This window comes from Helicobacter sp. 12S02232-10 (genome assembly GCF_002272895.1).
In the GTDB taxonomy this organism is placed as follows: Bacteria; Campylobacterota; Campylobacteria; order Campylobacterales; family Helicobacteraceae; genus Helicobacter_J.
Genome location: NZ_MLAQ01000005.1, coordinates 16,778 through 39,069, shown reverse-complemented (window position 1 = coordinate 39,069; position 22,292 = coordinate 16,778). Strand labels below are relative to the sequence as shown.

Genomic DNA, 22,292 nt, shown 5'->3' with positions numbered 1-22,292 from the left:
AGCCAATATTAAAATTTAAAGCCCTGAAAGCATTCTAATTTTAACCTTTTTGACTCACAAGAGGTATTTGCGACTTTTATTGATCAGCACATACAACTAAGAGCCCATAAAACAATCGAAACAAAATTCTAAAATCTATGTATCAAAATTACTCATTAATACCCTAAAATGTTTATAAACTATCGATTATAATAACATTTTTCAAGTTTAATGGCAAAATAGCGTAAAGATTTTATGTTATGTAAATTTTACATAATAGGATAAGTCAATTCAGGAAGTTTATAATGTCTCAAATCTATCAACCAACAGATAACGCTTACCAAAACCAACGAAAAATAAAATAAAGAATATACGATGGAAGTTCCCCACCAAATTCAAATCGAAAGTAAAATCGTTCAAGCAAGAATTTTATATTATGATTTTTTTAGCGGTTTGTTTTTATTCGAACTCCTTAAAAACCGTCAGGAATTGTTAAAAAAACAAATTTCAATTTTAAAAAATTTTGCTCTCAAAGAAAGTGATTTAGAAAACTTCCTGTTTTTAGAAAATGAGCTTCTAAAAAATGGTATTAAAAATTTTCTTTCAGAATTTACCCTCCTTTTTTCTCTACCCTTTTCAAATGAAGAAAAAAAACCCGTTTATCTGTACATTTCTCACTATCAAGAAAACTGCATAGGAGGAAAAAGTCTTGTGGCAGTCAAAGAAATTATCAAAAAAAGTCATTATTTCTTAAACGATGAACTCCTTAAGGAAAGTGAAGAAAATTTAGGATTTTTGTTTGTAGCAATGCGACGCTTTTTAGAAGAAAAAGAAATTGATTTAGCCAAAGAATTATTTATTCAATGCATTTATCCGATAAAAAATCCTATTTGCAAGGCCATTGCCCAAAGAAAAGATTGCTTTTTGTACACCCGTATCAACGACATTTTAGAGGAATTTTTAAATTTAGAGGAAAGCATATTTTCAAACTGACCCCATCACAAGGCTAAAAATTTAGCCTTGTGATGGGGTCAGCCCAAAATCAAAACAAGGGGATAAATTTGGAAGAAGAAAACAAAAAAAACTCTCGTCGCGAATTTCTCAAAACAACCACAAAAGCAGGAGCTGTAAGTATCATTGGAGGTTTGGCAATCAGTGCTTGCAGTGACAAAGAAAATAAGCAAGATGGGGTAGTGGAAGGGAAATCAAATAAAGAAGAAATTTTATACCAAGGGAATACGAAATATTGGAAAGAATATTATTGCGTAGCTAAATAATCAAATCTAAACAAAAAGGAAAAAAATGAGCGAAACAAACAATAAACGTCAAAATCGTCGCGCTTTTTTAAAAATGTCAGCTTTAGCAGGTGTGGCAGGTATATCTCAAGCTTTGGGAAATGACACTAAAGATCTCTTAAAAAAAGCTTCTGAACAAAAATTGAGCGAAGCTTACCCAGGTTCTCAAAAAATCAAAACAATCTGTACCCACTGCTCGGTAGGCTGTGGCATTATTGCTGAAGTCAAAGATGGGGTTTGGGTCAGGCAAGAAGTTGCCCAAGATCACCCAGTAAGTCAAGGAGGGCATTGTTGTAAAGGCGCAGATATGATCGATCGGGTAAGGAGCGAAACTAGACTGCGCTATCCCATCGAAAAAGTCAATGGAAAATGGGAACGAACGGATTGGGATTCTGCAATGGGAAAAATAGCTTCTCAACTCAAAGATATCCGAGAAAAAAATGGTCCTGATAGCGTTATGTTTATCGGCTCAGCAAAAGTAAGTAATGAACAAAGTTACTACATCCGTAAATTTGCCGCTTTTTTTGGAACTAATAATATCGATCATCAAGCTAGAATCTGACACAGCCCTACAGTCGCCGGTGTGGCGAATACATTTGGGTATGGCGGGATGACCAACCATTTAGGAGATATGCAATTTTCTAAATTTATCCTCATTATTGGGGCAAACCCCGCTGTCAATCACCCTGTGGGAATGGTGCATATTCTCAGAGCAAAAGAAGCCGGAGCACGCATTGTATGTGTGGATCCCCACTTTAGCAAAACTGCTGCAAAAGCCGATGAATTTGTGCGTATCAGAAGCGGAACAGATGTAGCATTTATTTATGGAATGATTAATTACATCGTTTCCAATAAACTTTATGATGAAAAGTATCTCAAAGAGAGAGTTTATGGGTATGAAGAAATCTTTAAAGAAGCTCAAAAATATCCGCTTGAAGTCGTAGAAAACATTACAGGGATCCCTGCAACAACGATTCAAAAAGTCGCAAGAGAAATGGCCCAAGCCAAACCTGCTGCCTTGATTTGGAATCAAGGGCTTACCCAACATACTGTAGGTACGAACAATACTCGTATAATGCCTATCTTGCAACTTATTTTAGGCAATATAGGCAAAAATGGCGGGGGTGTCAATATCCTCCGAGGTCACGATAATGTCCAAGGGGCTTCAGATATGGGCAATCTCTCAGATTCCTTACCTGGATACTACGGGCTTGCAGAAAATTCTTGGCGACATTTTTGCCAACACTGGCACGTGGATTATGAATGGATGCAAAGCCGATTTGCCTCAAAAGAAATGATGGAAAAAACAGGCTATGCCCTTTCTACTTGGAGATTTGGCGTTTTAGACGAGCAAAATTTTTCCAATAATAATGGCACACCCATTAAGGCTCTTGTAGTTATTGGCAACGGGATTTCTACCACTTCCTTGCTAGACAAAACAAAAGCAGCTCTAGACAAACTTGATCTTGTTGTGTTTATCGATCCTTATGTCAATGACGTCGCAGTCATTACAGACAGAACAGATAATCTGTTTTTACTTCCCGCAGCCTCTCAAATGGAAACAAGCGGTTCAGTAGCAGCGACTAATCGAGCATATCAATGGCGATATCAAGTCATAAAGCCTATGTTTGAATGCAGGCAAGATCAAGATATTTTATTTGATTTAGCCCAAAGATTAGGATTTAAAGAAGAATTCCAACGCTCTTTATATGAAATCGCTAAAAAAGATGGGAGAGAGAAATTTATTTGGCCTGATGATGCCACAACTGAAATGGCTCAAAGTATTCGTAGCATAGGACTACAAGGAATGAATCCCAAACGTTTGAAACAACATTGCGACAATTGGCATATGTTTGACAAAATAACTCTTATTGGTATGGGACCTATGAAAGATGAATATTATGGACTTCCTTGGCCTTGCTGGAGTGAAAAACACCCTGGCACACCCGTAATGTATAACGACAATATTCCTGTAATGCAAGGAGGAATGGGCTTCAGAGTTAATTGGGGAGTTAAGGCTCCCGATGGAACCAATATGCTCTCTCCTAAAAAACTCCCTGGTGCAAAAATTGCAGGACATCCTGCCATTAATGCCGATAATATAGAAAAAGTTTTGAACATCACCCTTACCCCTAAAGAAAAGGAAGCTGTAAAAGGGACATCTTTTTCTACCGGCACTACAAATATCCTTGTAGAAAAATCCTTGCAAGCAGGTATTTGCCCCTATGGCAATGGCAAAGCAAGAATGATCGTATGGAATTGGTATGATAAAATCCCTATCCACAGAGAACCATTGCACACTTATCGACCCGATCTGATAGCAAAATATCCAAGCTTCCCTGATAAAAAAGACAATTTTAGGGCAAATTTAAAATATATTTCGCGTCAAAAAGAAAAAGATTGGAAAAAAGATTACCCGCTCAATATGCTTACAGGAAGACTTGTTGCGCATATGGGAACAGGAACAGAAACTAGGAGTGCAAAGTATTTGGCCGAGCTTTATCACGAAATGTTTGTCGAAATCCATCCTAATACCGCGCTTAACTTGGGGATTCAAGATGGCGATATGGTTTGGGTACACGGGACTAGTGGCACAAAAATTCTAGTCAAAGCCAAATATTCCTACCGCGTAGATGAAAACAATGTTTTCTTGCCTCAAAATTTTTCAGGCGTTTATGAAGGTAAAAATCTAATCGAACGCTATCCTGAAGGAACAAAACCTTATGCAATCGGAGAGTGCGCATCAATGGTAACAAGCTATGGTTTTGATTACAATACGGCGTGCCCTGAAACCAAATGCGGTCTATGTCGCATAGAAAAAGCTTAAGGAGGTAATATGAGCAATACTGCTTCAAATCCGCAAGGATTTCAAATTCCCGATCATTCCCGCATTAAATTTTATTGCGACGACAATCGTTGCATTGATTGTCACGGGTGTGATGTAGCCTGCAAAGAAGCACATCATTTGCCTGTTGGCATAAGTCGCAGACGGGTTGTTACTCTCAATGAAGGCATTGTAGGAAAAGAAAAATCTATCTCAATCGCCTGTATGCACTGTGCAGATGCTCCGTGTGCAAAAGTTTGTCCTGTAGATTGCTTTTATATTAGAGCTGACGGGATCGTATTACACAATAAAGAAACATGCATTGGGTGTGGGTATTGCCTCTATGCCTGTCCTTTTGGCGCACCTCAATTCCCAACTAACGATGTATTTGGTTCAAGAGGTTCGATGGATAAATGTACTTTCTGTGCCGGAGGTCCCGCCCCCACACATAGCCAAAAAGAATTTGAACTCTATGGACAAAATCGAATTGCAGAGGGAAAAGTGCCTGCTTGTGCAGCGATGTGTTCAACCAAAGCGCTATTGGCTGGAAGCTCTAAAGAAGTCAGTGGCATTATTAGAGAAAGAGCCCTCAATCGTGGAAATGGGACGCCAAAAGTTCCCTATACTTGGAGCAAAGCTTATGGAGACACATTTTAGGAGAAGCTTATGAATATTTCTAAAACTTTTTTAAAGGGAGCTTTGGGATTGCTTCTCCTGTTTGGTTTGAACTCCCAAATCGCCTTAGGGAAAGAAAACGCCCAAAAGCCAGTGAATTTTAATTACAATACAAAAATCTATGGAACCCATCAAATTGAAGCCATCAAAAATTGGGGAATTAATTCCCCTACTTCAGGCGTCGTTAGTGGTTCAGTGATGCAAATGCAAGGCATGAATATAGGCGTACTTGAAAATGGAGAAAAAATCACAGGCATTCGGGGAATAAAAGGTTTAGGACAGATTTTTACGATTTTACAAAATAAGTTCTTTGCCCCGATATTTGCAGGCGTAATCATTGTGGTGATTCTGGCATTTTTTGGACATTATAAAATCGTAGGAAAAAAGAGATTCCAACACGGCAAAAAATTTAAAGTATTCTCCAACTATAACATCTTGGTACATTGGGGAGCAGCCGTTCCTTTTATGGTCATCTGTCTCACGGGATTGATGATGATTTTTGGAGATAAGCTTGGTGGAGGGTATCCCATCAGGCTTGCCAAAAATATTCATTTCTTTGCTACCTTTGTTTTTATTCTTTTTGGAGTGCTGATGTTTTTAATGTGGTTAAAACCCGCCTTATTTAAACTTTATGATCTTGGATGGTTCAAGATGATGGGGGGTTATCTCTCCACTTCAAAAACTCCTGTTCCCGCAGGCAAATTCAACGCGGGGCAAAAAATATGGTTCTGGCTTGCCACGATTGGGGGGTTCATTATGGCAGGAACCGGTCTTATTATGCATTTCTTTTATGGAGATATTAATTTTTTAAGACTCACTGCTATCATTCATAATGTATTGGGATTTGGAATCATTGCAATGCTCATTACCCATATCTATATGGCTTTATTTGCCATAGAAGGAGCTATTGAGTCAATACTAGATGGAAATATGGGGGAAGAGGAACTAGCTATTATGCACGGGTTTTATTACCAGGAGCTGACAGGTGGCAGATAGCAAACCTTTTACAAAAACAATTCCTTATACACTTATAGACAAAACAAACAATCGCGCCATACTCAAAGAAGACGCCATTGTAGCTGAAGAAAGAATTGCTCTGTATTTAAACGGAACAAAAATCATTTCCACAATGAGTATCCCCAAAGATCAAGATGCCCACGCTGTAGGTTTCCTCCTAAGCGAAGGCGTGATTGAAAGCGTAGAAGATATTAAAAATATTTCTATTGCCTCCGATGGGTTAAGCGTGCATATCGAATCAAAAATCAAAGCAGAAAATCTTCAAAATCTCTATCACGAAAAAACTCTGACTTCAGGATGTTGTGTAGGTGTAACGGGAAATTTTGAAGGAAAAATCATTGAAAAATTCATTGCCACACAAATGGAAGTTCCTATCTCAAAAATTTGGAAATATCTTGATGACTTTGAAAAAGGCAATCTGTTATTTCATACGACAGGTTGCGTCCATCAAGCCATTTTGAGATTTGATAACGATATGCAAATCAATGCCGAAGACATCGGCAGACACAATGCCATTGATAAAGCAATCGGAAAAGCAAAACTTCAAGGAATCCAAACTTCTGAAGCTATTTTATTGGTGAGTGGGAGACTTTCAATGGAAATGGTCATTAAAGCTGCAATGCACAATATACCCATTTTAATTTCAAGAGCTGCAGCGACACATTTGGGAATAAAAACAGCTCAAATGCTAGGTATCACTTTGATTGGTTTTGCTAGAAACAATAAACTCAATATTTATACTCACCCCTCTAGAATTCTTTTGAAAGATAATTTTTTCCAAAAACACCAATCAAATACTATGGAAATACCTCATAATTTATAATATTAAAGAGAAATTAGGGATTCTTATAGGGATTTTGGGTTATCAATCAAAAAAATATATAATTCTCCAAAGAGACAACAAAAGGTTAAGCAATGGATTTTTGTGATTTTTTACTCATAGATAACACCTCTCAGTCTGAATCTATGCGTCCGCTATTACAAGAATGGCTTCATTTTTCATCCTCACCAAATATTTATGCTATCGTATCAAATAACCCAAAAAATTGTGATATTTACGCCCCTGAAATCAATTGGTATCTTAAAAATTCTAAAGCCCCTCTAGAAATCAAAGCTCAAAATCTCAAGAGAATGTATTTTTCACGAATGAGTCGTTATGAATATGGAAGCGATAAAGATTTTTATACTAAGGTCTCTCCTACTCTGTTGATAATCGGAAAAAACTCCGAAGCAAAAGAATTTTTAGATTTTGTCCAAAACTATGAAAAAATATCTTATGAAGTAGGTTTGATCGATCCAAAAAATATTCTTTCTATTTCCGGGAATTTAGGAGCATTTGAAGCTAAAATCAAGATTGGGGAAGAAATGGGAAAAATTTCTTTTGCTCAAGCTGTGATTTTTTATGAAGATGATGATTTAACCCGTTTTATGGGGATTGAAAAAGCAAGCGAATTTGAAGATGAAAAAGCGTTGCTTGAAAAACTTGATTCACGCATAGGGACATACGAATATAAAACAACCATTTCCTATCAAAGCCAAAACTGCCAATACCACCATCGACGACCTGATAAAAAAGGTGATGGTTATTGCCATAAATGCGCAAATGTCTGTCCCACGTTCGGAGTGAGTAAAAATGATTCTCTTATGGAGTTGAGTTTCTCGCAAATTGATTGTATCGGATGTGGGGAATGTGTCGCTGTCTGCCCAAGCGGATCAATTGAATATGCACCTTTTAATATGCAATCTTTTAATGAAACACTCAAACATTATCAAAATACCCAAATACTTTTGATCGCCCAATCCTCTTTAAATGAACTTAAAGATTTTGAAATTCCCGACCACATTTCACCTTTAATTTTAAATCAAGAAAATTTTCTTTCTGAAGCCCATATTCTTGCGCTCTTACAAGAAAGTGGCAGTTCGTGTGTTTATTACTCTCAAAATCTCTTCTCTTCATCACACGAAGCAATCAAACTCATCAATGATATTTATCACAATATTTATCAAAAAACAGGCTTTTATGTCGCTAAAAGTCTTCCTGAACTTAATATGGCTATACATTCTTTAGAAAAAATACAAACCTACACTTACTCCCCCAATGCAGATGAATACAAAAGAAAACATTTTGCCGAACGCTTAAGGTTTGCAGTCAAAAATAAGGATTACGGACAGGTTAAAAGCGGAGCAAGTGGCAAACTCATTCGATACGGACGGATTGATGTCAAAGAAGAATTATGTACATTATGTATGAGCTGCGTGGGAGCGTGTAATGTAGAAAGTTTAAGCGCCAACTCTTCAAATTTTACTCTACAATTTAATCCCTCTCTTTGCACCACTTGTGGATATTGCGTCGATTCCTGTCCTGAAAAAGCTATTTCTTTGGAACTTTCGGGTATTAGTTTAAATTCTACTTGGTTTGAAAATCAAATAATGGCTCAAGACAAGATGTTTGCCTGCATTGAATGCGGAAAAGAATTTGCAACAAAAAAATCTATCGAAAAAGTAAAATCAATGATGACTCCCTTGTTTGGAAATGATAAGGCAAAACTTAAAACGTTGGAATGTTGCGCGGATTGCAAAGTAAAAATAATGTTTGAAGAAAATTTTCAGACAACAACCTGATAAGATAGCATTGTGTAATAAAATCTACAAAGGTATCGCCACCTTAGGGTAAATCTACCGAAATATTGTTGGCAAAAAGCTCTCCGTAAGTAGTTTTTAAAGACACTTGCTCATAAAATTCCAAAAGCGTTCGACGAGTTTTAATACACTCAAGTAGTATTGACAAAATCTTAGGAGAGTCCGTTCTTAAAATATGCTTGGGGGTCTGAGACATTGAAGTAAAATAGCGGTGCAATCTATCAATGAGAACTTGATTACAAATTTCAACAATCAAAGAATCAATAGGCATTTTAAAAAACAAAATCTTTTGCTTGGGATTGATAGAAATATATGCCGTATCCATCCCATAAAGCTTCGTAGAATGAGAATCAAACAAGTATAAACCTTTATTATAGTTGTCATTAAAGGTATCATAAACAAGCTTTAATATTTGGATTTTTTGCTCCATCGTATAAGGATTCCCGATAGGCGAAAAAGCAAACTTCAATAACGATTCAATACTATACCACTCAATCGAGCGAAAACCATATTCCAAAATATGATCGCTGCGAATTAAACGAAGTTTTTTTGCCAAATCAGAAGTGGAAACTTTATAAGGAGAATCAATGATTTTATCACGATAAGCAGGACCAGGAAATCTAGGATGAATAACAAATCTCTCTTCCCTTTCTTTATCTAAAATATAAGCAAGCCCCCCCTCATACCCCTCATCAATGATTCTAACTTGTTCTTCTGGAACCTTATTGAGTAATTCTTCAAATTCTTCATTAGAGCAATCCCAAATATTTTTAGGATATCTGAAAAAAGTGCAAATTGCATTCTTGACTTGAATAGATGGCTCTTTTGAAGTTGTCTTATCTATCCAAGAAGTTAGCGTTCTGCGATCCTTGCCAATAACTGAAGAAAATTTTGAAATACTCATACCATAGCGATTATAAATTGCAATAAGTCTTTCAATTCCGTTTTTTATCCCCATATCGATTCCTAAAATGCACAATTTTTATACAATTTAATCATTTTTGTGTAAAAATTATATAAATATCCTTCAAAATCGTCCAAAAATAATCCCAACTCAAATAGTAGAATATTCGCATACCCCTAAAAAAAGGAGGCGACAAAATGTCAGACTATGAAACGATTTACAAAGAATCCATACAAAACCCTGAATCTTTTTGGGCAGAGGCTGCAAAAAAGGTCCATTGGTATCATAAATGGGATAAAGTGCTTGATGTTATGAACGACCACTATAGATGGTTTGTAGGAGGCTGTATGAACAGCTGCTACAATGCTCTTGATCTTCATATAGAAAATGGCAGAGGCGATCAGCTTGCTCTTATTTATGATTCTCCAGTAACTGATACAAAAAAAACTTTCACTTACAAAGAACTCCGAAAAAGAGTGGCCAAAACCGCAGGCATCTTAATCAATAAAGGCGTGGTTAAAGGTGATAGAGTCATTATTTATATGCCTATGATCCCTGAAGCCCTCATTGCAATGCTCGCTTGTGCGCGTATCGGAGCGATTCATTCAGTCGTTTTTGGAGGATTTGCAGCTCACGAACTAGCAGCAAGAATAGAAGATGCCAAACCACGCATTATCATCAGTGCTTCTTGCGGGATTGAAGTGAGTCGGATGATTAAATACAAACCGATTCTAGATGAAGCTATCAAAAAATCAAGTCATAAACCCACCACTTGTCTGATTTGGCAAAGACCCCAAGAAAGGGCAAATATGCTTCCGTGGAGGGATATAGATTGGGAGATTGAAGAAGAAAAAACAGATCCGGTTGAATGTGTTCCCGTTGATGCAACCGACCCACTTTATATTCTTTATACATCTGGCACGACTGGAAAACCAAAAGGCGTTGTCAGGAGTAATGGCGGTCATTCAGTGGCAATGAAATGGTCAATGGATAATATTTATAATGCCAAACCTGGCGACGTGTTTTGGGCAGCAAGTGATGTAGGTTGGGTCGTGGGACACAGCTATATCGTCTATGCTCCATTGATGAATGGATGCACCACAATCGTATATGAAGGAAAACCAGTAAAAACTCCCGATCCTGGAGCATTTTGGCGCGTATGCGAGGAATATAAAGTCAATATCCTCTTTTCAGCCCCGACTGCTTTTAGAGCGATCAAAAAAGAAGATCCAAAGGCTGAATGGATAAAAAAATACGACTTAAAAAATCTCAAAGCAATTTTTGTAGCAGGTGAGCGATGCGATAGCGATACGCTAAAATGGATCCAAACCATAACAAAAAAACCCGTTATTGACCATTGGTGGCAAACAGAAACAGGATGGGCAATCGCTGCTAACCCTATAGGACTTGAGCAAATGCCTATCAAACCCGGATCGCCCACTAAACCTATGCCTGGATTTAATCTAAAAGTCTTAGACGATGAAGGGAAAGAGTGTAAAAATGGAAAACTCGGCAATCTTGTAATTAAACTTCCCTTGCCTCCGGCTTGTCTGATGACTATATGGGGAGATGATGCCCGTTATAAACGTGCTTACCTCAACCATTACAAAGGTTATTATTTAACTGGGGACAGCGGCTATATTGATAAAGATGGCTATGTTTTTGTGATGGGTCGAATGGATGGGGTCATCAATGTTGCAGGTCACAGGCTTTCTACAGGCGGAATGGAAGAAGCTATATCCAAACATCCTGATGTGGCTGAATGTGCAGTAATCGGAGTTAATGACGCTTTAAAAGGAGAAATTCCGATGGCTTTTGTAGTTCTTAAAGATGGCATAATCAGAGATAAAGAAGCCATTAGCGATGGAGTCAGGCAAATTGTACGTGAAGAAATTGGGGCAATTTCTAGCCTCCATCTCGTCGCAGTAGTCAATCGTCTTCCTAAAACTAGAAGCGGAAAAATTTTACGTGCCACTATGAGAAAAATGGCTGATGGAGAAGAATGGAAAACTCCCAGCACCATCGAAGATGAAAGTGTATTGAGTGAAATCCAAAAAGCCATTGAATCATTGGGTTACCCATTAAATATTAAGGAGAAAAAATGATAAGCGCAGGAAAAAAATTTAGAATTGCTATCAAAGAAAATAACCCTTTGCAAATCTTAGGTGTTATAAACGCATACAGTGCAATGCAAGCTGAAAAATCAGGAGCAAAAGCCCTTTATCTTAGCGGAGCTGGAGTAGCAAACGCAAGTATTGGTCTTCCCGATCTTGGGATGACAAATCTAGAAGATGTCTGCATTGATGTAAGACGGATCACCTCAGCATCATCATTACCATTATTGGTAGATGCAGACACAGGCTGGGGAGGAGCTTTTAACATTTCAAGAACCATTAAAGAATTGACCAAATCAGGAGCTGCAGGCTGCCACATAGAAGATCAAGTCGCCCAAAAACGATGCGGTCACAGACCCAACAAAGAGCTTGTAAGTCAAGAAGAAATGTGCGATCGGATTAAAGCTGCAATAGATGGAAAAACAGATCCCGACTTCGTTGTGATGGCAAGAACTGATGCCCACGCAAGCGAAGGCCAACAAGCTGCTATAGAAAGGGCTTTAGCTTACACAGAAGCTGGAGCGGATATGATTTTTGCCGAAGCCATCCACACTCTTGAAGAATATAAACAATTTACAAATTCCATAAAAGTACCTGTACTAGCAAATATTACAGAATTTGGAAAAACGCCTTATTTTACAACCCAAGAATTAAAAAACGTAGGCATTTCAATGGTTCTTTATCCTTTATCTGCGTTTCGAGCGATGAATAAAGCTGCGTTAAATGTTTTCCAAGACATTTTAAAAAATGGAACCCAAAAAAATAGCATAAGTTCAATGCAAACTCGGGATGAACTTTATGAAATGCTAAATTATCACGATTTTGAAAAAAAGCTTGATCGATTATTTAAAAAATAAGGAGTCTGATATGGAAACAAAGAAAAAAGTTGGGGGACTTGCTGGCATCATTGCGGGAAAATCTGCAATCTGCACAGTAGGCACAGGTCACGGATTAAATTACAGAGGTTATGACATTTATGAATTAGCTGCCTTGTCAGAATTTGAGGAAGTGGCATATCTTTTAATTTTTGGCAACCTCCCAAAAAAAAGTGAATTGCAAACTTTTAAGCACAAACTTAAGGCCGCACGCGCCCTTCCAAATGCACTCAAAGAAGGGCTCAAACTCATTCCCAAAGATGCTCATCCAATGGATGTTATGCGAACAGGTTGTTCATTATTAGGCTGTGTGGAAAAAGAAAAGCCTGATTTTAGTAATCAAGAAGATATTGCCATCAGGCTTCTTGGTATCTTTCCCTCAATCCTAGCTTTTTGGCACCACTATCATTTGAATCAAACAGAGATCGATACACAAAGCGAGCAAGATTGCATTGCAGGATATTTCTTGGAAAAACTCCATTTAAAACCCCCAAAAGAACTTTGGATTAAAGCAATGAATGTCAGCTTAATCCTTTATGCAGAACACGAATTCAACGCCTCTACATTCACAGCGCGAATCGTAACCTCAACCCTTTCAGACACCTATTCAGCTATCACAGCAGCAATCGGAGCTTTAAGGGGTCCTCTACACGGAGGAGCTAACGAGGCTGCAATGGATCTTATCGCAGAATTCTCCACACCTGAAGAAGCATTTAAAGGAGTGCAAAAAAAACTTGCTCAAAAAGCCAAAATTATGGGCTTTGGTCATCGTGTCTATGTCAAAGCCGACCCTAGAAATGTAGTGATTAAAGAATGGAGCAAAAAACTTGCTCAAGATGTTGGAAACAAAATCATCTATCCAATTTCAGAAGCAATAGAAAAACTAATGTGGGAAGAGAAAAAACTTTTTCCAAACCTTGATTTTTATAGTGCCTCAACTTACCATTTTATGGGCATTCCAACAGCCTACTTTACGCCGATTTTTATTATGAGCAGAACAGCAGGATGGCTCTCTCACATTTTTGAGCAAAGACAAGATAATAGACTCATTCGCCCAAGCTCAGAATATATAGGTCCTGAAAATAGACCTTATGTCCCCATAGAAAAAAGATAAATAACAAAAGGAGATTTTATGAATAATAAAGATATGGGAGTTCTTGAAACCAAAAGACCTGACTTTGATCCGCTTTTATCAGAAATAGCAGAATATGCTTTAAATTTTAAAATTACTTCAAAAGAAGCATACGAAACAGCTGGATATTGCTTAATGGATACCTTAGGATGTGGGCTTTTAGCCCTTAAATTCCCTCAATGCACCAAGCTTTTAGGGCCGGTTGTAGAAGGAGCTGAATTCAGACCTTTGGGAACAAAGATTCCAGGTACAAGCTACCAACTTGATCCCGAACGCGGTGCCTTTAACATCGGAGCAATGGTAAGATGGTTGGATTTTAATGATACTTGGCTTGCAAGCGAATGGGGACATCCTTCTGACAATTTGGGTGCAATTTGGGCAGTTAGTGATTATGTGAGTCGAAAAAATATCTCTGAGGGCAAACCCCCCTTAAAAGTCAAAGATGTGCTTACAGCAATGATAAAAGCCCACGAAATTCAAGGAGTTTTAGCTCTTGAAAACTGCTTCAATAAAGTCGGGCTTGACCACGTTTTACTTGTAAGAATTGCTTCAAGTGCAATTTCGTGCGCACTTCTTGGAGGGAGCTTTGAAGAAATTCGCAATGCCCTTTCTCAAGCATTCATAGATGGCGGAGCGCTTAGAACCTACCGCCACGCCCCCAATACAGGTTCAAGAAAATCTTGGGCAGCAGGAGATGCAAGTTCAAGAGGGGTAAATCTAGCTTTAAAATCCATCAGTGGAGAAATGGGATATCCAAGTGCATTGAGTGCTAAATTTTGGGGGTTTGAAGATGTCAAAATGAGAGGTTCTAAACTCAGCATTCCTCAAGCTTTTGGAAGCTATGTAATGGAAAACGTTCTTTTCAAAATCAGTTTTCCAGCTGAATTCCACGCCCAAACCGCTGTTGAGGCGGCTTTAAAACTTTATGAAGAAGCCAAAGACAAGCTTGAAGACATTGAAAAAATCATCATCACAACCCAAGAATCTGCTCACCGTATCATTAACAAAGTCGGACCTTTAAGCAACCCTGCTGACAGGGATCATTGTATCCAATATATGGTTGCAGTACCTTTGATTTATGGTTCTTTAAATGCTGAACATTATGAAGACTCTTTTGCCAAAGATCCAAGAATTGATTCTCTTAGAAATAAAATGGAAGTAGTCGTAGATGATCGCTACACCAAAGAATATTTAGAACAAGATAAACGCTCTATTGCCAACGCCGTGCAAATTTTTTATAAAGATGGCTCAAAAAGCCAAAAAGTTGAGGTTGAATACCCCATCGGACATCGCAGAAGAAGAAAAGAAGGTATCCCGCTTCTAATTGAAAAATTCAATGCCAATCTTGCTACAAGACTAAGCCCGAAAAAATGCACTCAAATCAAAAATCTCTGTGCTTCTAAGACGGATTTAGAAAATACACCTTTTAATGAGTTTAGCGATCTGTTTTCATTGTAAAATTTTCTTTTTCAAAACTGATCAAAAATCACCAAACATTACAAGTCGCACAACATTACGCGTGCGACATCTCTAAACTAATCCCCAAAAATCCGAAAATATGTTAAACTAAAACTTATAGGAGTCGGGATTGAAAGAGATAAATAGTGCAAAAAAAGACATTACACTGATTGGGATTTTAGGATCTAGTGCAAGTGGAAAATCTGCCCTTGCACTAGAAATTGCTGAATGCATCAATGCTGAAATTTTTTCTTTAGATTCGCTTGGAATTTATCGCCAAATCAATATTGCTTCAGCTAAACCCAAGCAACACGAACTTGCCCGCATCAAGCACTATGGCATAAACGAACTTGACATCACCGAACACAACAATGCCATCATATTCAAAACTCTTTTGGAAAACGCCATTCAAAAAACTTCAAAAAAAACTCTACTCATTACAGGGGGCAGCAGCTTTTATCTCAAATCCATCATTGAGGGGCTAAGCCCTATGCCTCAAATCAATGATGAACAAAAACAAAAGTTGCAAGACTTCATCAAAACACAAAAAGACCCACACCAATTCTTATCTGAAATCGACCCACTTTATTCCCTTGCTATCAAGCCTAATGACAGCTACCGTATCCATAAGGCCTTAGAAATTTTTTTCAGCACCCAAACACCTCCAAGCCTATATTTCAAAAACAATCCCAAAATCCCTTTTTCATATCCTATAAAACTCTATTCCATAGCAATTCCAAAAGAAGCCCTAAGGGAAAATATCAAGATACGAAGTGCAAAAATGATTCAAGAAGGCATTATCGAAGAAATCGCTTGTTTGATTCAAAAATACCCTAGAGATTCCCAACCTTTTAAAGCCATTGGTCCTAAAGAATGCATCTCTTATTTGGATGGAAATATCTCTATCAAAGCGCTTGAAGAAGAGATTTGTATCCATACAAACCAACTTGCCAAACGCCAAAGTACCTTTAACAGAACGCAGTTTCAAAATATTTCACATTTAAGCCCTAAAGAAATCTTTAACGCCATTTGCCAAAATACAAGATAAGTAATGATTAAATCTGTGTAAAATCGCTAATTCAAACTCGCAAGCTCACCTTTAAAAATCCCTTTTAATGTGCGTATCAAGAGCCACAATATTGTCAGCGTTACCACAACTAGAAAAAACAATGCCAAACTATGCAAAAAAACATTGTTAAATTCTTTGGCGACCTTCAATACAGAGATAAGCAATGCACTCATAGGAAAACTTACCGCCCACCAAGTCACGCGAAACGGACAACATTTTGTTATAGCAAAATGTTGGGGCAAAAGGACGAAAAAAATAAACAACCCTAGAAAAAACAATGCCAAAGCAAATAAATCAATTTCTCCAACAATACTTACATAGGCTGAAAAACCCACTGAAAAAGGAGCTACCAAAATCATCAAAGAAGGCATTAACTTATCAGGGAGCTTATCAAATAACAAAATCCGAGACAAAATAAGTGTAATAATAGGGACTGCAAAAAACAACCCTATCGACAAAGACAAAACATTCAAATAATAAATCCCCTCCCCGCTACCAAAAAGATTGGAAGCTAAAGGAATATCCAAAGTTCCAACTACAGGAATTATCCACGCTGGTGTAACATACCCCATCTCTTGCTTGGAACAAATCCAAAAACTCACAATATGCCAAGAAAAAACCAACATCAAAACCGCACCCACACCCCACATAACCATAGCAACAAGCGGGACATAAGAATAAATAACGATAGGTAAAAGCAAAAGTGAAATAATAAAAGTTCCAAAAAAACTTCTCAAAAGAGGGTTTTTAAACTCTGAGGAAAAGCCTTCAAAATTCGTAATGATCTTAAGCCCATACGCAATCACTAAAGCCACAAAAACCAAAACGGCTATTAAAACGATTATTTGAGACACAACAAAAGGTATCCCGTATAAGACTGAAGCCAACTCCCACGCAATTCCCAAACCGCTCAATCCCATAACACTCCCAAACAAACTGATGGGCAGATAGCTAAATAAGCCTTTTCTTTCCTCTGACATTTCATTTTCCTCATCAATACTTTCAATAATTTTTAAACGATAAATATTATCCAAAATACCGATAAATAAAATACAAAATTATTTTATCGCGCTTTTGCTATACTTTAAAAATACACAAAAACACTCAAAGGAAGATGATGTATGCACTATTAAGCGTCAGTGACAAAGAAGGGATTATCCCATTTGCAAAAGGTCTTTGCCAACTTGGTTATGAAATTTTAAGCACAGGTGGCACACTCAAAATGCTTTTAGAAAACTCCGTGCCTGCTACAGATGTCAGCGTTTATACACAAAGTCCCGAGCTTTTTGAAGGTAGGGTTAAAACCCTCCACCCCAAAATACACGGCGGAATCTTACAACGCAGAAATGACCCCAATGATACAAAAGAAGCTCAAAGACACAATATTGCACCGATTGATATTGTTTGTGTGAATCTCTATCCTTTCAAAGAGACTATAGAAAAAACCGATAATTTTGAAACCATCATCGAAAATATTGATATCGGGGGTCCTTCGATGATCCGAGCAAGTGCTAAAAATTTCCAAGATGTATTAGTCATCACCGATAAAAATGATTATGATAGCGTTCTGCAAATGCTTGCAACCAATAAAAATACGCTTGAATTCAGACGTAAAATGATGATTAAAGCCTTTGAGCACACAGCTCAATATGATTGTGTGATTGCAAATTATATGAATGAACGCTTCCATTGTAAAATGGGTCAAAAAGTCTTCATATCAGGCGATCAAGTCTGTCAAACCCGATACGGCGAAAATCCTCATCAAAAAGGAGCTTTATATGAATTTGGAAACTTCTATAAAAACACTCTTAAAATCCTCAAAGGAGAAGCAAGTTTTAATAATTTCACCGACATTAATGCCGCAATAAAAATCGCTACAAGCTTTGGAGATTCCTTGACAGTATGCATTATCAAACACGGAAACCCCTGCGGATTTGCCATCAAAGAAAATCTTTTTGAAAGCTACGTAAATGCTCTAAAATGCGATCCTATCAGTGCCTATGGAGGCGTAGTGGCGATTAATGGAGTTATAGATAAGGCATTGGCTGAAGAAATCAATAAAACTTTTATAGAAGTCTTAGTAGCAGCTGATTTTACGCCTGAAGCGTTAAAAATATTTGAATCCAAAAAAAGAATGAAAATTTTTATGTGCGGGGATAAAAACAAAAAATTGGCATTCCCTAAAGACAGCATTGACTTCAAACACATCGAAGGCGGATTTGTTTATCAAGAAGCCGATAAAATCAAAGATTCAGAAATCTCTCAAGCTAAATTAGTAAGCAAAACCCCTGCAACAAAAGAACAATTCCAAGATATGCAGATTGCTTATAAAATAGCAGCCTTAACCAAATCAAATTGCGTTGTTTATGTCAAAGACTGCGTGCTTTTAGCCATTGGTATGGGGATGACAAGTCGCGTAGATGCTGCTAAAAGCGCGCTTATTAAAGCAAAAGATATGGGGCTGTCTGTCGTTGGATCATCTCTTGCCTCTGAAGCATTTTTTCCTTTTCGCGATAGTATTGATATGGCAGCGCTTGCTGGTATTAAAGCGATCATTGAACCTGGTGGAAGTATCCGAGATGATGCAGTGATAGAAAGTGCAAATGAACATCATATTGCCTTGTATTTTAGCGGTGTCAGGCATTTTTTACACTGATTTTCAGATAATTTTTTAGCTCGAATAAGAATAAAAAAGTTTAAGTTTGATGCATTTGCAAATCATTAATCATTATCAACTAACCTTAAAAACCAAATTTTTTAAAAAATAAAGGAGAATAGAATGAAAAAATCTGTAGCAAGTATTTTTATAATCGCTTTTTTTGGAATGATGGCAAACGCCGCTACTATCGATACAACAAAAGCAGAAACTTCTTGGACGGCATACAAAACAGCTCAAAAAACAGCTGTAAGCGGAACATTTAAGGATATCCAATACAAGTTCGGTAAAAAACAAGACAGCATTGCAGGAGCACTTGAGGGTGCTACTGCAACCATCGATCCGATGAAAGTAGATTTACACGATGATACCAAAAACAAAAATGTAAAAGATTTCTTTTTCTCTCAGTTTAAAAAAGGTGGCATTAAAGTCACATTTAAAGACGTTATGGAGGGAAAAGATCAAGGCACGATTTTAGCAATTGTAAGAATGAATGGAAAAAGTGTAAAAGTCCCTATGCAATACACCATTACTGATGGAAAGCTCACAGCTCAAGGCGTGCTTGATATTATGGAATTTTCACTCAATGACGCATTTAAAAAATTAGCAACTGGTTGCCATAAACTTCACGAAGGGCTTACTTGGTCTCAAGTAGGTATCAGCTTCAGCGCTCCAATCAAAAAATAAGCTTCCTAAGACGTTGGGACTTCCCAACGCACTTCAAAAAAACAACTTCAAAAATCAAACAAAGCGATATAATACGCTCATTAATCAAAACAGGAGAAAACATTGGGTTTGTTGCATAGTATCAATGACTTTAACGAAGCAAAGCAAGTTATTCCGGGGGGTGTCAATTCTCCTGTCAGAGCTTTTAAAAGCGTAGGAGGAACACCGCCGTTTATCATAAAAGGTCAAAATTGCTATCTTTTTGATGTTGATGATAACCGATACATCGACTTTGTCCAAAGCTGGGGACCTCTCATATTCGGGCATTGTGATCCTGATATTCAAACAAGTGTCTCTATAGCCATTCAAAACGGATTAAGTTTTGGAGCACCTACTGAGATGGAAACCACGCTTGCCAAAGAAATCATTTCTGTTTATGAGGGTATAGAAAAAATCCGTCTAGTAAATAGCGGGACTGAAGCAACAATGAGTGCCATCAGATTAGCAAGGGCTTATAGCGGTAAAGATGATATCATTAAATTTGATGGGTGTTATCACGGACATAGCGATGCGCTTTTAGTCAGTGCAGGCAGTGGGTGTGCTACTTTTGGCACACCATCTTCTCCGGGCGTCCCAAAAGACTTTAGCAAACATACCTTTGTAGCAAAATACAATGATATTGAATCAGTAAAGTCTTGCTTTCAAGATGGCAATATCGGTTGCGTGATCATTGAACCAATTGCGGGAAATATGGGATTAGTGCCTGCAAGGATTGATTTTTTAAAAGATCTCAGACATTTATGTGATGAATTTGGTGCAGTATTGATATTTGATGAAGTGATGAGCGGCTTTAGAGCTTCTTTAAAAGGAGTTCAAGGATATTGTGATATCGTGCCTGATATGGCGACATTTGGCAAAGTTATCGGGGGAGGAATGCCATTGGCAGCATTTGGCGGTAAAGATGAAATAATGAATCTACTCTCCCCGCTTGGAGGCGTTTATCAAGCTGGAACCCTAAGCGGAAATCCTATTGCCGTCTCTGCAGGATTGACTTCGATTTGCAAAATCAAACAAAATCCTCAAATTTATTCCTATCTCGAAAAACTCGCCCAAAGACTAATGGAAGGGTTTAAAAATGCAGCTCACACTTATGGGATAAATCTACAAACCTGCGTACGTGGCAGTATGTTTGGATTTTTCTTCAATAAAACAAAAGTAGAAAATTTTGAAGACGCTCAAAAAAGCGATACAAAAATGTTTGCACAATTTCACGCAAAAATGCTTGAAAAAGGTGTTTATCTAGCTTGTTCTCAGTTTGAAACCGGATTTATTTGTACAGCAATGAATGAAGCTGTTATTGATACAGCTATCAAAAGCGCAGAAAAAAGTTTTGATGAGATTTCCAAAGGTATTTAATGGAAAAAGAACCCAAATTTAAAAAAATCCTTAGTGGAGCAAATGATTTAAGCTTGGGCATTTCTATCGTCGTAGCCGTTTTGATTGGTGTGGGGTTAGGATGGGGTTTGCAAAAACTTACAGGGATCATCTGGTTATTTTGGGTAGGAGTGGCTTGGGGCGTAGGCGCTGCGATTTTAAATATCTATAAAGCCTATAAGAGAGCAAAAAAAGAATTTGATGACTTGAGTAAAGATCCCAAATATGCTTACAAAAACAAAAGTGAGTCTGATGGGCTGTAAATATCGTTGCATTGTCATTCTTTTGGCATTCAATGCCATATTTGCCATAGTAAGCCTAATTTTTTGGGGAACTAATGGAGTTATCAATTTTGAAGCAGCATTTTTTAGCTTCTTCTTTGTGCTTTATAGTGCTTATACAAGCTTAAAACACAAAATCAAAAAAGAGATCGATCAAGCTGATTTACCTCAAGAGGAAGAATCAGAAGAAACCCAAAACACCAAAAATCCAAAGACAAAATTTAATTTTTCAAGCTTTGTTTTGGGATTGCAACTTTCTATGGGGTTTTTGAGGATCTTTGCTTATTTTGTCTTGATTGGGGGATTAGTTATTTTGATGACTAAAAATATATTTTTAGTCATTCCCTATATTCTTGGGATCAGCATTTGTCTCATCGGCGTCGTTACACTAAAATATTTATCCCAAAAGAAATAATCCCCTATTTTTCATCACTCTCCCCTGCCTCTTGTTCCATAAAAGACATTAAAGCACCGGTATTAAAATATTTCTCAAAAAATACTTTGAGTTTATCAATAACTTGTTGTTTTTTCTTCTCTCTAGCATTTCCTGAAGAAGCAAATCGCGAAATTGGTGGCAATAAGCCATCAATTCCCGATCCGATGGTTTTGACTTCGCCATCACGGAATGAATTTTCAATAAATTTACGCGTATTTTTGGAATTTAAATTTTCTTCCTTAATAATAGCATCTAAATCCTGATTGCATTGCTCTATTACATAATGACGCCATTCTTCTGCGACATCATCATCAGGATTAAGCGAGTCAATAAAAGCTTGAATCAGTTGTTTTTTACTCCGAAGTTCAGGACTGGCATCAATAGCCTTTACAATGCCACTAAGGACTTCTTTATCCTTGCAATGATCATCGTAATAAGTCTTTACAAGTGTCAAAATATAATCAATATTAATTTCTATTTGTTTAATCAGTTCCACTTCAAACACGACATCATCAGCAATATCTGCAATCTCTCCATCTTCACGCTGACGCTTCCACGCATCGCCTAAATCCTGATATCTGCCTAGATAATCTTGCCAATCGCGTTCAGGTATCAGATCTTTACCTTGAAATTCATCAAAAGAAACAAGAAGATTCCGCATACGCAAAATCGCGCCAAATAGATTGATAAATTTCTTTTGATTTTCTTCTCCAAGGATTTGAGGCTCTGATAAGGGAAAATAATTTGAGAGTTCTTCCACTAATTCCACATAACCGCGAAATTTACGCCCATTCTCTGATTCATAGCCATTATAATAATCCTCAAAATTCCGCATTA

At 37.4% G+C, this 22,292-nt stretch carries 20 protein-coding genes; 17 read left to right on the top strand and 3 right to left on the bottom strand.

Annotated elements, in window-relative coordinates; translation table 11 throughout:
• Positions 1-354: 354 nt before the first annotated feature.
• From BKH41_RS05140 to BKH41_RS05110, 7 genes are all read left to right on the top strand, one after another.
• Complete coding sequence (locus BKH41_RS05140; RefSeq protein WP_095297648.1) at positions 355-972, top strand: hypothetical protein; 618 nt, start codon at positions 355-357, stop codon at positions 970-972.
• 68 nt (positions 973-1,040) lie between these two features.
• Positions 1,041-1,256 carry a hypothetical protein gene (locus tag BKH41_RS05135; protein WP_257875416.1) on the top strand — a complete coding sequence of 72 codons (216 nt, stop codon included), beginning with the start codon at positions 1,041-1,043 and terminating at the stop codon, positions 1,254-1,256.
• Positions 1,257-1,281: 25 nt separating this feature from the next.
• On the top strand, positions 1,282-4,101 hold the full coding sequence (locus BKH41_RS05130) for a molybdopterin-dependent oxidoreductase (RefSeq protein ID WP_095297644.1): 2,820 nt from the start codon (positions 1,282-1,284) through the stop codon (positions 4,099-4,101).
• A gap of 9 nt (positions 4,102-4,110) precedes the next feature.
• Positions 4,111-4,755 carry a formate dehydrogenase FDH3 subunit beta gene (gene fdh3B, locus BKH41_RS05125; protein ID WP_095297642.1) on the top strand — a complete coding sequence of 215 codons (645 nt, stop codon included), beginning with the start codon at positions 4,111-4,113 and terminating at the stop codon, positions 4,753-4,755.
• 9 nt (positions 4,756-4,764) lie between these two features.
• On the top strand, positions 4,765-5,769 hold the full coding sequence (locus tag BKH41_RS05120; RefSeq protein WP_095297640.1) for a formate dehydrogenase subunit gamma: 1,005 nt from the start codon (positions 4,765-4,767) through the stop codon (positions 5,767-5,769).
• Entirely contained in the window at positions 5,759-6,613 is an 855-nt protein-coding gene (fdhD, locus tag BKH41_RS05115; protein ID WP_257875415.1) for a formate dehydrogenase accessory sulfurtransferase FdhD, read from the top strand. The genes BKH41_RS05120 and fdhD overlap by 11 nt, the downstream gene beginning before the upstream one ends.
• Positions 6,614-6,705: 92 nt before the next feature.
• Complete coding sequence (locus BKH41_RS05110; protein WP_257875414.1) at positions 6,706-8,412, top strand: 4Fe-4S binding protein; 1,707 nt, start codon at positions 6,706-6,708, stop codon at positions 8,410-8,412.
• Between the two features lie 43 nt (positions 8,413-8,455).
• Here BKH41_RS05110 and BKH41_RS05105 read toward each other — a convergent pair whose 3' ends face one another.
• Positions 8,456-9,388 (bottom strand): hypothetical protein, encoded by a 933-nt coding sequence (locus tag BKH41_RS05105; RefSeq protein ID WP_095297638.1) that lies wholly within the window; start codon positions 9,386-9,388, stop codon positions 8,456-8,458.
• A gap of 143 nt (positions 9,389-9,531) precedes the next feature.
• Here BKH41_RS05105 and BKH41_RS05100 point away from each other — a divergent pair, with 143 nt between their 5' ends.
• The 5 genes from BKH41_RS05100 to miaA all read left to right on the top strand — a co-directional run bounded on the left by BKH41_RS05100 (position 9,532) and on the right by miaA (position 15,961).
• Positions 9,532-11,439 (top strand): propionyl-CoA synthetase, encoded by a 1,908-nt coding sequence (locus tag BKH41_RS05100; RefSeq protein WP_095297636.1) that lies wholly within the window; start codon positions 9,532-9,534, stop codon positions 11,437-11,439.
• Positions 11,436-12,305, top strand: a complete 870-nt coding sequence (prpB, locus tag BKH41_RS05095; protein WP_095297633.1) for a methylisocitrate lyase — start codon at positions 11,436-11,438, stop codon at positions 12,303-12,305. Before BKH41_RS05100 ends, prpB begins: the two co-directional genes overlap by 4 nt.
• 10 nt (positions 12,306-12,315) lie before the next feature.
• The gene (gene prpC, locus BKH41_RS05090) at positions 12,316-13,437 is read left to right on the top strand and encodes a 2-methylcitrate synthase (RefSeq protein ID WP_095297631.1); all 1,122 of its coding nucleotides are present in this window, start codon (positions 12,316-12,318) and stop codon (positions 13,435-13,437) included.
• 18 nt (positions 13,438-13,455) lie between these two features.
• Positions 13,456-14,913: a 2-methylcitrate dehydratase gene (prpD, locus tag BKH41_RS05085; protein WP_095297629.1), complete on the top strand. Its 1,458-nt coding sequence runs from the start codon at positions 13,456-13,458 to the stop codon at positions 14,911-14,913.
• Between the two features lie 175 nt (positions 14,914-15,088).
• The gene (gene miaA, locus BKH41_RS05080; RefSeq protein ID WP_257875422.1) at positions 15,089-15,961 is read left to right on the top strand and encodes a tRNA (adenosine(37)-N6)-dimethylallyltransferase MiaA; all 873 of its coding nucleotides are present in this window, start codon (positions 15,089-15,091) and stop codon (positions 15,959-15,961) included.
• 26 nt (positions 15,962-15,987) lie between these two features.
• Here the strand turns inward: miaA and BKH41_RS05075 are convergent, their stop codons facing one another.
• A complete protein-coding gene (locus BKH41_RS05075) occupies positions 15,988-16,962 on the bottom strand; it encodes an SLAC1 anion channel family protein (protein ID WP_095297627.1) in 975 nt (324 codons plus the stop codon).
• A 137-nt stretch (positions 16,963-17,099) separates the two neighbouring features.
• On the opposite strand from BKH41_RS05075, the gene purH reads away from it, so the two are divergent.
• The 5 genes from purH (at position 17,100) to BKH41_RS05050 (ending at position 21,434) form a co-directional block, all read left to right on the top strand.
• Positions 17,100-18,638, top strand: a complete 1,539-nt coding sequence (purH, locus tag BKH41_RS05070; RefSeq protein ID WP_095297625.1) for a bifunctional phosphoribosylaminoimidazolecarboxamide formyltransferase/IMP cyclohydrolase — start codon at positions 17,100-17,102, stop codon at positions 18,636-18,638.
• Between the two features lie 171 nt (positions 18,639-18,809).
• The gene (locus tag BKH41_RS05065) at positions 18,810-19,325 is read left to right on the top strand and encodes a YceI family protein (RefSeq protein ID WP_180762750.1); all 516 of its coding nucleotides are present in this window, start codon (positions 18,810-18,812) and stop codon (positions 19,323-19,325) included.
• Positions 19,326-19,427: 102 nt separating this feature from the next.
• Entirely contained in the window at positions 19,428-20,720 is a 1,293-nt protein-coding gene (hemL, locus tag BKH41_RS05060; protein WP_095297621.1) for a glutamate-1-semialdehyde 2,1-aminomutase, read from the top strand.
• Positions 20,720-21,001 (top strand): AtpZ/AtpI family protein, encoded by a 282-nt coding sequence (locus tag BKH41_RS05055; RefSeq protein WP_095297619.1) that lies wholly within the window; start codon positions 20,720-20,722, stop codon positions 20,999-21,001. The genes hemL and BKH41_RS05055 overlap by 1 nt, the downstream gene beginning before the upstream one ends.
• Positions 20,964-21,434 (top strand): hypothetical protein, encoded by a 471-nt coding sequence (locus BKH41_RS05050; RefSeq protein ID WP_143428711.1) that lies wholly within the window; start codon positions 20,964-20,966, stop codon positions 21,432-21,434. Before BKH41_RS05055 ends, BKH41_RS05050 begins: the two co-directional genes overlap by 38 nt.
• A 4-nt stretch (positions 21,435-21,438) precedes the next feature.
• Here BKH41_RS05050 and BKH41_RS10215 read toward each other — a convergent pair whose 3' ends face one another.
• Entirely contained in the window at positions 21,439-22,290 is an 852-nt protein-coding gene (locus BKH41_RS10215; RefSeq protein WP_343286805.1) for a hypothetical protein, read from the bottom strand.
• Positions 22,291-22,292: the final 2 nt, after the last annotated feature.